The sequence below is a fragment of the Caenimonas aquaedulcis genome (assembly GCF_015831345.1).
Lineage (GTDB): Bacteria > Pseudomonadota > Gammaproteobacteria > Burkholderiales > Burkholderiaceae_C > Ramlibacter > Ramlibacter aquaedulcis.
In genome coordinates, this window is sequence record NZ_JADWYS010000001.1 from 1,898,928 (window position 1) to 1,912,046 (window position 13,119).

Genomic DNA, 13,119 nt, shown 5'->3' on the forward strand with positions numbered 1-13,119 from the left:
TTCAACCTTCCATCATTCGGAGATACCCCGGAACGGTCACCCTGTGAAAGTCGAATTTCTCTTCGATCGTCTTTCGCGCCTGCTCCCGCAAAGGCAAGAATCGGACCGGATCCGCCAGGGCTTCAATGGCCGCATCTGCCAGGCGCTGCGGCTGAAGAAATGGAAACAGCAGTCCATTGTCGCCGTGACTGATGACTTCTTCCACCGGGGGAGTCCCTGACGCCAGCACCAGGCACCCCGCCGACATGGCTTCCAGCATGGACCACGACAAGATGAAGGGATAGGTCAGGTAGACGTGCACCCGGGAGACCTGCAGCACCTTGACATACGTTTCGTACGGCAGCGTATCGGTGAAATGCACGCGCGAGAGGTCGAGCCCGTCCTTCACTTCGTCCAGGTATTTTTGTTTCCAGGTGGTTCCGGGCTCGGGCTTTTTGCCGTAACTGACGCCATCGCCTCCCACGATGACCACGTGGCACTCCGGCCGCGCCTGAAGAATGGCCGGCAGCGCCCGCATGAAGATGTGGTAGCCGCGGTAGGGCTCCAGATTGCGACTGACGTAAGTCAAGACCTCGTCGCCCGCCTTGAGAACGGTCCCATCGGGCAAGGTGATCTGCGCATTCGGATCCGGGGCGACGACATCGGTTTCCACGCCTTCATGCAACAGCGACAGGCGGTATCGCCAGGCCGCAGGAAAGAGGCTGCGCTGCCACGCGGTGGGACTGAAGCCCTCGTCGCAGGAGTCGAGCGCGAGCAGCTGCGTCGCGTTGGTCGTCCGCAGCCGAAAGATGTCTTCGAAACTGGATGGAAATTCAGGGTCGAACCCTACGTCGGTGCCCCTGGGGTGGTAGTAGTACTCGAAGAGGCCGACCACTTTGGCGCCGGGGAAGAAATCCCGAAGGTAAAAGCCGTCGCCCCAGCCCGGGTGGACGAAGATCACGTCCGGCTCCAGGCCCTGCTGCTTGTGCGCCGACAACGTGGTCACCACCTGGTGCCCGCGGCGCACGGCGGCATCGAACGACCGCGAGTGGGCATGCGCTCCCATGGCGGAGTCACCTGGCTTCGGATACGCAATCACGGGTACGTCCGCGATAGCGCGCGCAGGGTCCATCCAGCTTTGGTCGCCCATGCCGATGACTCGCATGCCCGGCTGACGCGCCAGGGCTGCGGCAACCCTGCGGAACTGGCCCGGAAAATTAGGATGGATGAAAAGTACGTCCAATTCGGTCTCTCATGGCTTCTTGCAGCCACTCATACGTCGGGGCTTCCCGCGTCACCAGGCATTTTGCTTTGCTCGCAGACTCCGGAATGCTCGAACCCTCCTGGACGAGCCACATCACGTTCAAGGTGTCGGATGCGAGCGACGGCACCGGGCCAGAACCGGACTTTTGCAACGCGCACAACGTGATGCACACATCCGCCATGACTGCATCGTCCGACCAATGCTCCAGGGGTACCACCCAGCAAGGCGAGCCCGCTTCGCTCAGCGAGAGCCTCAGCGCGCGCGCAACTTCGGCCAACTCCGAAGTGCCGGCCACTTCCTCCGCCCCGAGCGGAACATGGATGGCAACGCGCAGCCGCCAGCGGGTGCGATCGAGCAGCCCGCCCGCGAAGTTGACCGACGACTGCCCCCTGCCGAAGGAGCCGCCGAAATCCTGCCACCACGGCGCATCCTTCCACCGTGCTGGCTTGTCGCGAATCCACGCCAGCGTCAACAGATCCGCGCGCGCGCCGTGCAGGGAGCGGATGTCGTAGTCGTGCGACCCGACGATCAACACATGGATGTCCCCTGCGTCCTTCCAGTTGGAACCAGGTTGGAAGAAGACCACGCGTGCGTGCGGGAATTCCGACAGGATTTGGGCGGCGAGCTGCTGCATTTCATCCCCGGGCGAGGGATCGGCAACCACGCCCAGCGTGAAGGGCTCGTTGGTGATGAAACCATCACCCTGGAGCAGGCTGCGCCAGTATGCCTGCTTCGTCCAGAGGGCAGTTTGCGAGGCAAGGACAGATGCGTTGGCCTGCACCCTGTCCACGATCGACATGTCCCGCCCCGAAAGTCGCGTATGCCCATGCCGATGGAGGGCGCAGACGTCGTTGCGGCTGACGACCAGCTTGCCCAATCGCTGCGACAGGCGCAGGCAAAACTCGACGTCCTCGTAGCCATAGAAATAAGCCGGATCAAATCCGCCGACCGCTTCGAAGTCCGACTTGCGGCACAACATGGCCGCGCCGGTCACTGCGGGTACGGCCTGCGGTGAATGCTCCTGGTCGGCGCGCAATGGCGACGGAGCGACCTCATAGGGCCAGTAGCCGCCGTTGTGCAATTTGAACCGGATTCCGAGGTGCTGCACCTCGTTGGCCGGCTGTAGTGCATGGCGCGACTCGCCGACTTCCTTGATCAGTTTCATGCCGACGATGCCCACCCGCTCGTCCCGCAGCGACTCGAGGAGACGCGGCAAGCCATCGTGCAGCCAGATGATGTCGTTGTTGAGGAAGAATAGCGTATCCGCCCGCGCCAGCTTGGCGCCGCGATTGCACGAAGCCGAAAACGACGCGTTGTGGTCGAGCGCGACGACGCGGAGGTCCAGTCCACTCTCCCAGCGCTTGAGCATCCTCAAGCTGTCGTCTTCCGACGCGTGGTCGATCACGATGATTTCCGCAGCCACTGTGCTGCTGTACCGCGTCCAGGACTCCAGCATGGAATCAAGCACCTCCGCGCCGTTGCGGTTGAGAATCACCACGGTCACTTCTGGCTTGTCGAGCGGCGACGCGGGCGCGCGCCGGCGTACCGAGGCACTTGCCCGCAAGCGGGGAAGGGCGGCTGGTATCCAGCCTCTTTCGAACCGCACGAATTGCTGTCCCTTGGACAGGAGTTGCCCGTCGTCTGCGGCTACCACTTCGACGCGATGCTGCTTGCCGTCTGCGATACCTTCAGGCAACCGGACGAAGAAACCGATCAAACCCGTTGGATGGGCAAGGCGCGCGGCGAGTTCGGGGCGCAGGGCGTTGGGTCTAAACCATGCGCAAACCCTGCCATCGACGCGCAGGCATAACTCGAGCGGGCTGTTGGCGTCCGCACCGTCGAAAGCCCATCCACGAATCCCGCTGACCGTGATGCTTTCTACGGTGCCGACGACGCTCACGCGCCGCGTCAGCGGCGAGCCTCGCAAGGGCTGGCCCCGGCACTCGAAATGTAAAGGGGTGGGCGGCAGGGATTCGCATGGAACCGTATAGGAGGCCGCGTAGCCCTGGGGGTCCGGAGTGGGCGAGATCGACAGTGGATGTCTGAGCAACAGCCGGCCCGCTTCATCCCGGACGTCCAGGTTGACCCGTCCCGGTTTTGCCGAATCGAACCACACCGTTCCATTGAAGCTGCGTCCCTGCTGGCGCACCTCACCTCTTACCGGTCCGCTGCGCCAAGTTTGCACTTCCCCATGCACGCCGTCGTCGTGGTCGAGGCGAATGCCGACGTTGAGGTCGTGAGGAAATCCGTCGAGGACAGGGGAAGGAAGCGCGAACTTGAACCCGGAACGCGGCTCGGGCGGCCGGCCGCAAACCGCATGGCAGTCAGCCGGCAGTTCGATTCCCGTGAATTCCGTGGCCACATGGCGACCGTCCACCCAAAGGTGGACGGGGAGCGGCTTGATGGGACCGGTGGCCCAGCCCCATGCGAAGCCGCCGCGAATGACCAGCGGTGATAGACACTGCTGGAGCACACCCTCTTTTTATCAGAAGGTGAACTTGATCATATCCGCCGTGAGTTCGCTTGCGGTGACGCCCACCAACGTGATGGAGGTGTCATTGGCCAGATGGAACGTCACCCCTGCGGTGGTTTGCTCCGAACTGGTGACCATGTGCAGCAGTTCCTGAACATTCGTGACACCCGGGAGCTTGAACGCAAAGGTGTCATGCCCCGGCGTAAAGTCGGTGATCGTGTAGTCGCCGACGCGCGAGAAAGCAAAGACATCATCGCCCGCGCCGCCAGTCAGCGTGTCATGTCCACCACCACCGATCAGGGTGTCATTGCCGCCGCCACCAATAATCTGCTGGTTGGCACTGTCACTGGTGATCAGCGTGCCGTTGTTGTCGCCGATCTTCACCACGCCGTCGCCCGACACGAGCGCATTTTCGACGTTCTTGATCAGGAGCAGTTCGCTGGGGCTGAGGCTGCGCAGATTGAAGGCGAACAGGTCCGTGCTGCCGGAGTTGCCCGGGTCGAATGTGACTTCGTTCGACGGCAAAGCGCCGAACTTCTCGCCGGAGAGCTGCGTGCTCGGAGTGCTATTGATGAAGTCCACCATCGTGACGGTGATGCTCGGCAGACCAAGGGCTTCGATGCTCGACACGAGATCATCCACGGCCTCCAGCAGATTGGCGCGAAGAGCATCGTTGGTACCAGGCGGCAGATACTGGTCAACGATGCTGAAGAGGAAAGTACTGACCTCCTCCACGCTGATCCCATCATGGGCGGCAAACACCAAGCCAAGACCATCCGGGAGCGATACATCGAGATGCAATGTGCCGCTGTTGATGGTTCCGAGAACGGCCACCCCGTTCGGCAACAACACGCCCTGCACTTCCCCGTTGGAGCCCGTACCTGTAACCAGAATTGCACCGTCCAAGTCCGTCGTGTGGGCAGTACCTCCGACGGTATCCAACAGGAACTGATCGATCAGGGAAACGGAATGCTCATCGACAATGGCGGATAGGTCCGTTCCACCACCGATGATTGAGTCTGCGCCGGCCATTTGTAATCCCTATCCAGGTGTGGTTTCTGCTCTGTTATGTACTGCGTGCTGACCAATTTGTTCAGCATGAGCTTAAGTGTACGGGGAATAACGATTCTCGCAAAGGGATACATCTGAGGAAACTGCTACTTGTGACTTCCCACACGCCGATGAGGCTCAAAAATATGTAACTGTCTGTATCAGGCAACGCTCGACAATAAGTTTTCAACTGCCTTGCGGGCGTGTGTGCGCAGCTCGGGAACGGCGGTCGCCTCCCAAAGCTGAGCCTTCAGAAGGGGACCTACGTATCGGACGTGCGTCAACGAACGGCCGGCGCTACCGACGATGCGGTAGCTGTCATCGACGGCGAGACCCAGAGCCAGCTCGTCCACAGCCAACGCCCCGGCGTCGCGCAGCTGGACGATGAGCGGATCGCTGACTCGATTCAAGTCGCTGGAAGGCCCGGTGCAGTTGATGACTACGCCATAAGTCGCCGTGGCTGGCCGATCCGATCCCCTTGGCCGCCAGGTCACGCGCACACGCCCGTCTTCGACGCTGGCATCGATCAGTCTCCCCTGCTGGACGCTCAGCTGACCCGCGTCCATTGCGGCCCGGATGCGCCTGTAGATCGCCGGCGCGGCACGATGGCGATGCGTGTCCCAATAGGGCATGAGGTGCCGCATGAACTGCCTGCGGCCGGCAAGGCTGAGCTGCTGCCACAGTCGGGGCGTATGCGATCGCAGCCCCCCGATCACATCGCGCCAATCGTGACCCTCCTTGGCGGCGTCGCGGACGAGGGCGCGCACGCGGCGCAATTGCGCACGCACACTCGCTTCCCCGGTCAGGAAGTCCGGCGCGACCAGGCCTGCGTGCGGGGCTGTTTCCTGCTCGCGATGCGGCTGCGGTAGCAAGGCGCGGCGCGACAGCATCGTGATCGGCCCCCTGTGGCCCTGGTCGAGGAGACGCAGCACGGCGTCGTATGCGGTGAGGCCCGTGCCCACCAGCAACACATGCTCCTCAGGCTGCAGGCGCTCCAGCACGCCGTGCGACCATACGTCGTTGACCAGGGGGCCGCCGTTCCAGTGGGCATTGCTTGCGGTCGCAGGGGGTCGCGGCGTGAAGTTGCCCAGCGCGAGGATCACCTCGGTGGCTTCGATGCGCCGACCCGAGTTCAAGACCAGCGTCGGCGATTCGCCGGCCCCTTCCATATCGATGCTGAGCACTTCAGCTTCGACCAACTCCAGCTTGACGCCGTCCGCCGCGCCGGCCTGCGCCTTCAGAAGGCTCCTCTCCAGGTAGTCACCATACAGGCTACGCGGCACGAAATCGCCGCCCTTGTAGGGCAGGCCCCGGCTTTGCAGGAAGTCGATGAAGCCTGAATCCTGATCCGGATCCAGGCTCATCCGTCCCGCCGGGACATTGAGCAGGTGGCTCGGCGAATTCGTGCCGTACGCAAGCCCGCGGCCAAAGCTCAGCGAGCGGTTGATCAGGCAGATGCGGGCCGGTCCCGGCAGTTTCCGCAGCAACTGGATGGCCACCGCCATGCCGGAAAAGCCGGCGCCGACGATGGCATAGGTGGGGTGGTTTTTCATTGCGATCACAGAGTCTGGTATATTCAAAATATATCTTTAACATGTTCTTTTGCATTAATGTTTAATGCAGAATATCGCACAGCTACAACTAGTTGCAAATGAACGGCAATCAAGTCAGTGTCGACGACCTGAACGCAAAGCGGCGGCTCGCCGTCCGCTTGCGTTTGCAGGGCGAGAAGCTGACAGTTGTAACAGCGGCTACCGGTTTGAGCACCCCGACCGTCATCGCTGCGGTCAAGGCGTATCGCTCGGGGGGATGGACCGCTGTCGAAGTGAGTCCTCGCACAGGTCGGCCCCGAAAAGAGAACGAAGGTATACCCCCACGGGTCCTCTTAGCACTGGTACAGGCCATGCTCGCCGGTCCGCCAGCCGCCTCGGGGCCCGTCCCACGGCTTTGGAGCCGTGCGGCAGTCGGCGACTGGCTGGAAGCCAGAACGGGCTCACGCCCGGGCAGCGGCACGATCAACCGCCTGTGCGCTGCGCTCGACCTGGACGCGGATGACGAAGCCCTTCCCCCACCGGGGCCGGTCGATGCACGGACCACCCGGTACCACGGCCTCGAACGGTACCTCGCCGCGTGGCCGGGTATCCCCGCAGACAGCGGCAAGATCGGCCTCCTGCTGGTGAAAGCGGCTCGCGGCCAGCTGCAGTGGCTCGCGTTCGCGGGTCCGCTCGAGACGCGTCACTATCTGGCGCTGCTGTCTCATCTTCCCCCGCGCCGCGGGGCCGTGCAATTGGCCATTCCCGGATCCGCCCGCCTGCTGCGCTTGCCTGAAATGCGCGAATGGCTCGACACTCGCCGCGATGACCTGCAACTTGTCGACCCCCAGGTCGGCGAACCCAGCACAATCGCATCCCCTGCCTCCACGCGAAGCGCGCCCCCCTCGCGCGCCGAAAGGACGTCCATGCCCCTGACCCATCTCCAACGCCTCGAAGCCGAAAGCATCCACATCATGCGGGAGGTGGTGTCCGAGGTCGACAAGCCCGTGATGCTGTATTCCGTCGGCAAGGACAGCGCCGTGATGCTGCACCTCGCGATGAAGGCTTTCTATCCCAGCAAGCCCCCCTTCCCCCTGCTGCACGTCGACACGCGCTGGAAATTCCGCGACATGTACAGCTTTCGCGACCGGATGGTGAAGGACCTGGGACTGGACCTCATCACGCACATCAATCCCGAGGGCATCGCGAAAAACATCAACCCCTTCACCCACGGCTCGGCCATCCATACGGATGTCATGAAGACGGAAGGATTGAAGCAGGCCCTGGACAAGTACGGCTTCGACGCGGCCTTCGGCGGCGCGCGTCGCGACGAGGAAAAGTCGCGCGCCAAGGAGCGCATCTTCTCGTTCCGCTCCGCCCAGCACCGGTGGGACCCCAAGAACCAGCGGCCCGAACTCTGGAAGCTTTACAACACGCGCAAGCACAAGGGCGAATCGCTGCGCGTGTTCCCGCTGTCCAACTGGACCGAGCTGGACATCTGGCAATACATCTACCTGCAGAACATCCCGATCGTCCCGCTGTATTACGCCGCGACGCGTCCGGTGGTCGAGCGCAGCGGCACGCTCATCATGGTGGATGACGACCGCATGCCGCTCGCCCCGGGCGAGGTGCCGATGATGCGCAAGGTGCGCTTTCGCACGCTGGGGTGCTATCCCCTCACGGGCGCGATCGAATCGGATGCGGACACGCTGCCCGCGATCATCCAGGAGATGCTCCTCACGAAGACCTCCGAGCGGCAGGGACGCGTGATCGACCACGACGCCGCCGCGTCCATGGAAAAGAAGAAGCAGGAAGGGTATTTCTGATGTCACACACCAGCGACCTCATCGCCACCGACATCGCGGGCTACCTGAAGGCCCACGAGAACAAGAGCCTGCTGCGCTTCATCACCTGCGGCAGCGTCGACGACGGCAAGAGCACCCTCATCGGCCGCCTGCTGTACGACTCCAAGATGCTGTTCGAGGACACGCTTGCCTCGATCGAAGCCGACTCGCGCAAATGGGGCACCCAGGGCGACAACATCGACTTCGCACTGCTCGTGGACGGCTTGGCCGCCGAGCGCGAGCAGGGCATCACGATCGACGTCGCCTACCGCTTCTTCTCGACCGAGCGCCGCAAGTTCATCGTGGCCGACACGCCGGGGCACGAGCAGTACACGCGCAACATGGTCACAGGCGCATCCACTGCCGACGCCGCCGTGCTGATGGTGGATGCGCGCAAGGGCGTGCTCACGCAGACGCGGCGCCACAGCTACCTCGTGTCGCTGCTGGGCATCCGACATGTGGTCGTCGCGATCAACAAGATGGACCTCGTCGACTACAGCGAGAAGGTGTACCAGCGCATCGTCGACGAATACGGCGCCTTCGCCAAGCAGGTGGGCCTCGAGAACGTGACCTACATTCCGGTCTCCGCGTTCAAGGGCGACAACATCACGGCCACGAGCGAGAAGACCTCCTGGTATCACGGCCCCACCTTGATGGGGTACCTCGAAACGGTGGAGATCGACGAGCAGCGCATGCAGCGCGGACCGTTCCGCATGCCGGTGCAGTGGGTCAACCGGCCGGACCTGGACTTCCGCGGCTTCTCCGGGACCGTCGCGGGCGGCAAGGTACGACCCGGTGACCGCATCCGCGTGCAGCCTTCGGGCAAGGAAAGCACGGTGTCGCGCATCGTGACCTTCGACGGCGACCTGGAAGAAGCAGTCGCCGGCCAGTCCGTCACGCTCACCCTGGCCGATGAAGTGGACATCTCGCGCGGCGACCTGCTCTCGCAGGCGGATGCGCCCGCCGGCGTGGCCGACCAGTTCGAAACGACGCTGGTGTGGATGCACGACGAACCGCTCCTGCCCGGCCGCTTCTTCCTGTTGAAGATGGGCACGCAGACCGTCACGGCCTCCGTGATGGACGTGAAGTACCAGGTCAACGTCAACACGATGGAACACGTCGCGGCCAAGACCCTGGGCCTGAACTCCATCGGCGTGTGCACGCTCAACCTCGACCGGCCCGTCGGCTTCGACCCGTACACCGAAAACCGCGACACCGGCGGCTACATCCTGGTGGACCGGCTCACCAACGCCACGATGGGGGCGGGCCTGATCCACTTCGCGCTGCGCCGCAGCCAGAACATCCACGTCCAGCACGTGGATGTGAACAAGGCCGCGCGCAACGAGCTCAATCGCCAGAAGTCATGCGTCGTCTGGTTCACCGGCCTGTCGGGCTCGGGCAAATCCACCGTTGCGAACCTGCTGGAGAAGAAGCTCCACGCGATGGGTCATCGCACCTACCTGCTCGATGGCGACAACGTGCGCCACGGCCTGAACAAGGACCTTGGCTTCACCGACACCGATCGCGTGGAGAACATCCGCCGCGTCGCCGAAGTCGCCAAGCTCATGGTGGACGCAGGCCTGATCGTCCTCACCGCGTTCATCTCGCCGTTCCAGGCGGAGCGGCGGATGGCGCGCTCGCTGGTGGAAGCGGACGAGTTCCTGGAGATCCACGTGGACGTGCCGCTCGCCGTGGCCGAGCAGCGCGATGTGAAGGGCCTGTACAAAAAGGCGAGGCGCGGCGAATTGAAGAACTTCACCGGCATCGACTCCCGCTACGAGGCCCCCGAAGCGGCGGAGCTGCGCCTGCAAACCGACAAGCTGTCGCCGGAAGAATCGGTCGACCAGATTATCAAGCTGCTGCGGGAACGCGGCCGCCTGCCCTGAGACCTACAGGCCCGCGGCCACCGTGGGATAGCGCAACCGCAGGCGCAACTCGCGCTTGAGTCGGTCGTTGCGCAGGCGCCGCGACTCCCCCATGAAGCTCAGCAGCATGAGCGGCAGTTGGTCACCTGCCGTGCTTCGCGGCACTCTGGGCGGCCGCGGCAGGCCGTAACGGTCGGCCGCCAGGTCGAAGTAGTCGCCCATCTTCAGCTCGCTGTCGTCGCTGGCGTTGTAGATGCGCTGCGGCCGCCCGCGCCAGAGCGCGGCGACCATCGCTCGCGCCAGGTCGTCCGCATGGATGTGGTTAGTGTAGACGTCGTCCCGCGCATCCAGGACCGGTGTGCGCTTCTCCAGACGCTCGCGCGGCGTTCCGCCTGCACGGTCGGCTGCATAGATCCCAGGGATGCGCAGGATCGAAACGCGCGCATGCGCCGCCCGCCCGAAGTGGCGGACCGCTGCCTCCGCGTCCACTCGCCGCTGGGCGCGCGGCGTCGAAGGGCTGGTCGGCCTCGCCTCGTCCACCCAGGCGCCGCCACAGTCCCCGTAAACCCCCGAGGTGGAGCCGTAGACGACACGCGGGGGCGCGCCGCGGCGGCGCAGAGCGCGCAGCAACGCCTGGGTCCGCGGGTCGCGCCACCACTGTGCGTGGCCTTCGCTCGGCGGTGGCGCGAGGTGGATGACGCGATGCGCGATGCCCGCGAGCCGGGACAAGCTGCCGGGCTCGTCGAGGTTGCCCGCCAGCGGCGTGATGCCCCGGCGTCGCAGGGCGCCGAATTTCGCCGGCGTCGAACTCAGCGCGAGCGTGTGCACGCCCCGGCCGAGCAGGCCGGCCACGCGCGTGCCGACATCCCCGCAGCCGACGATGAGGACGCGTTCACGGCGAAAGCGCGCGGGCAATGCCCCGAGGGGGTTCTGGTTTGAGGGCAAAATCAGGAGCGGAACGAAGTCGAAAGAGCCCGAGGATACTGAAAACATGACGAGCACCCCGGCCCCCGAAGGCTCCCACCTGGTCACCGTGCAGCCGAGCGGCCGCGCGTTCAGCGCCAATGCCGGTGAACCCATTCTCGCCGCAGCCATCCGCCAGGGCGTGGGCATGCCCTACGGCTGCAAGGACGGCGCCTGCGGATCGTGCAAGTGCAAGAAGCTCGAAGGCATCGTCGTCCATGGCGTGCACCAGAGCAAGGCCCTGAGCGCGGAGGAAGAAGCAGCAGGCTATGTCCTCACCTGCTGCGGCGTACCCCAGACCGACGTCGTGCTCGAGTCGCGGCAGGTGACCGACGAAAGCGCATTCCCCATCCGCAAGATGCCTTCGCGCGTCACCTCGCTCGAGAAAAAGTCGCACGATGTGATGATCGTGAAGCTGCAACTGCCCGCCAACGACACGATGCGCTACCACGCGGGCCAGTACATCGAGTTCATCCTGCGCGACGGCGCGCGGCGCAGCTACTCGATGGGCAACGCGCCGCACAACGGGCCGGGCGTGGAATTGCACATCCGCCACATGCCCGGAGGCAAGTTCACCGACCACGTCTTCACGGCCATGAAGGAAAAGGAAATCCTGCGCGTGGAAGGGCCCTACGGCAGCTTCTACCTGCGCGAGGACTCCGACAAACCGATGGTGCTGCTCGCTTCGGGCACCGGCTTCGCGCCGATCAAGGCGGTGATCGAGCACATGCAATTCAAGGGCATCACCCGACCCGCCACGCTGTACTGGGGCGGACGCAGGCCGGCGGACCTCTACCTGGACGACTGGGTGCAGGCGAAGCTCGCGGAGATGCCCAACCTGCGCTATGTCCCCGTGATCTCCAACGCGCTGCCCGAGGACAACTGGACCGGGCGCACGGGTTTCGTCCACAAGGCCGTGCTGGAGGACTTGCCCGACCTCTCCGGCCACCAGGTGTACGCCTGCGGCGCACCCATCGTCGTGGACTCCGCGCGTGCCGAATACACCGCCCTCGCGAAGCTGCCGCCCGACGAATTCCACGCCGATTCCTTCACCACCGAAGCCGACAAGCACAAGGACCCCGTCGCCCCATGAAACGCCGCACCCTCATCGCTTCCGCCGCCGCGTCGGCCGCCGCGTTCGCCTCCCCCTTCGCGCGGGCGCAGGCGCGTCCGCTGCGCATCATCGTGCCTTACGCCGCCGGCGGCCCCATCGACGTGACCGCGCGCTTGCTGGGGGAACGCGTGAAGGATTCGCTCGGCACCGTGATCATCGAGAACCGGCCGGGGGGCGGCGGCAACATCGGCGCCGACGTCATCGCCAAGGCGCCGCCGGACGGGCTCACGATCGGCATCTCCGCCGTCGCCACGCATGCGATCAACCCGTGGCTCTTCTCGAAGATGCCCTATGACGCGGTGAAGGATTTCACCGCCATCACGCAGATGGTTCGCGTGCCCAACGTGCTGGTGATGAATGCGGACACTGCAGCAAGATTGAACATCCGCACGCTCGCCGACCTGATCGCCTACGGCAAGTCGAATCCCGGCCGGCTGAACTACGGCAGCGGCGGCAACGGCAGCGCGGGGCACCTCGCGGGCGAAATGTTCAAGCAGGGTGCAGGCATCTTCGCCGTGCACATCCCCTACAACGGCGGCAACCCCGCGCAACTGGCCTTGCTCTCCGGGCAGGTCGACTTCAACTTCGACAACCTGGCGACCGCGGCGCCCAACATCCGCGCCGGCAAGCTCAAGGCCATCGCGGTGACCACGCTGAGTCGCTCGCCCGCACTCCCCGACATTCCGCCGGTGGCCGATACGCTCAAGGGTTTCGCCATCGACACCTGGTGGGGCCTCGTCGGCCCGGCCGGCTTGCAGCGCGACGTGGTGCACAAGCTCAACCAGGCCTTCGTGACGGCGCTGCAGTCCCCGGAAGCGAAGACCCGCTTCGCGGCGCTGATGGCCGAGCCGGTCGCCACCACCCCCGAGGAATTCGCCGCCTTCATGAAATCCGAGCTCGTCAAATACGAAAAGGTAGTGAAGCTTTCGGGTGCCAAGGTCGACTAGGCATTTGCTGGGCGTCCTACGCCGCGTGTGCGAATTGTCCGACAGGGGATTTCGTTACCTCTGGCTACAGTGACTCTGCCGGAGCTTT

9 protein-coding genes are annotated in these 13,119 nt (G+C 64.2%); 4 read left to right on the forward strand and 5 right to left on the reverse strand.

All coding sequences use genetic code 11. The features are described from left to right. Position 1: 1 nt before the first annotated feature. The 4 genes from I5803_RS09175 to I5803_RS09190 form a co-directional block, all read right to left on the reverse strand. On the reverse strand, positions 2-1,222 hold the full coding sequence (locus I5803_RS09175; RefSeq protein ID WP_196986065.1) for a glycosyltransferase family 4 protein: 1,221 nt from the start codon (positions 1,220-1,222) through the stop codon (positions 2-4). Continuing rightward, entirely contained in the window at positions 1,197-3,716 is a 2,520-nt protein-coding gene (locus I5803_RS22400) for a glycosyltransferase family 2 protein (RefSeq protein WP_196986066.1), read from the reverse strand. The genes I5803_RS09175 and I5803_RS22400 overlap by 26 nt, the downstream gene beginning before the upstream one ends. A 12-nt stretch (positions 3,717-3,728) precedes the next feature. Beyond that, complete coding sequence (locus I5803_RS09185) at positions 3,729-4,748, reverse strand: calcium-binding protein (RefSeq protein ID WP_196986067.1); 1,020 nt, start codon at positions 4,746-4,748, stop codon at positions 3,729-3,731. 179 nt (positions 4,749-4,927) lie between these two features. Continuing rightward, positions 4,928-6,319 carry an FAD/NAD(P)-binding protein gene (locus I5803_RS09190; protein WP_196986068.1) on the reverse strand — a complete coding sequence of 464 codons (1,392 nt, stop codon included), beginning with the start codon at positions 6,317-6,319 and terminating at the stop codon, positions 4,928-4,930. A gap of 905 nt (positions 6,320-7,224) precedes the next feature. On the opposite strand from I5803_RS09190, the gene cysD reads away from it, so the two are divergent. Together cysD and cysN are read left to right on the forward strand one after the other, a co-directional pair. Continuing rightward, on the forward strand, positions 7,225-8,124 hold the full coding sequence (gene cysD / locus I5803_RS09195) for a sulfate adenylyltransferase subunit CysD (RefSeq protein ID WP_231402670.1): 900 nt from the start codon (positions 7,225-7,227) through the stop codon (positions 8,122-8,124). Further along, positions 8,124-10,028, forward strand: coding sequence for a sulfate adenylyltransferase subunit CysN (gene cysN, locus I5803_RS09200; protein ID WP_196986069.1), 1,905 nt, complete (start codon positions 8,124-8,126; stop codon positions 10,026-10,028). The genes cysD and cysN overlap by 1 nt, the downstream gene beginning before the upstream one ends. Positions 10,029-10,031: 3 nt before the next feature. Here the strand turns inward: cysN and I5803_RS09205 are convergent, their stop codons facing one another. Beyond that, entirely contained in the window at positions 10,032-10,952 is a 921-nt protein-coding gene (locus I5803_RS09205) for an SDR family oxidoreductase (RefSeq protein ID WP_196988512.1), read from the reverse strand. A 46-nt stretch (positions 10,953-10,998) separates the two neighbouring features. On the opposite strand from I5803_RS09205, the gene I5803_RS09210 reads away from it, so the two are divergent. Together I5803_RS09210 and I5803_RS09215 are read left to right on the forward strand one after the other, a co-directional pair. Then, positions 10,999-12,063 carry a CDP-6-deoxy-delta-3,4-glucoseen reductase gene (locus tag I5803_RS09210; RefSeq protein WP_196986070.1) on the forward strand — a complete coding sequence of 355 codons (1,065 nt, stop codon included), beginning with the start codon at positions 10,999-11,001 and terminating at the stop codon, positions 12,061-12,063. Further along, on the forward strand, positions 12,060-13,031 hold the full coding sequence (locus tag I5803_RS09215) for a Bug family tripartite tricarboxylate transporter substrate binding protein (RefSeq protein ID WP_196986071.1): 972 nt from the start codon (positions 12,060-12,062) through the stop codon (positions 13,029-13,031). Before I5803_RS09210 ends, I5803_RS09215 begins: the two co-directional genes overlap by 4 nt. Positions 13,032-13,119: the final 88 nt, after the last annotated feature.

Coding starts and splice junctions, on each gene's coding strand:
- I5803_RS09185 (WP_196986067.1), bottom strand. CDS start 4,748: ATGGCCGGCGCAGACTCAATCATCGGTGGTGGAACGGACCTATCCGCC.
- I5803_RS09215 (WP_196986071.1), top strand. CDS start 12,060: ATGAAACGCCGCACCCTCATCGCTTCCGCCGCCGCGTCGGCCGCCGCG.
- cysN (WP_196986069.1), top strand. CDS start 8,124: ATGTCACACACCAGCGACCTCATCGCCACCGACATCGCGGGCTACCTG.
- I5803_RS09210 (WP_196986070.1), top strand. CDS start 10,999: ATGACGAGCACCCCGGCCCCCGAAGGCTCCCACCTGGTCACCGTGCAG.
- I5803_RS09190 (WP_196986068.1), bottom strand. CDS start 6,319: ATGAAAAACCACCCCACCTATGCCATCGTCGGCGCCGGCTTTTCCGGC.
- cysD (WP_231402670.1), top strand. CDS start 7,225: ATGCCCCTGACCCATCTCCAACGCCTCGAAGCCGAAAGCATCCACATC.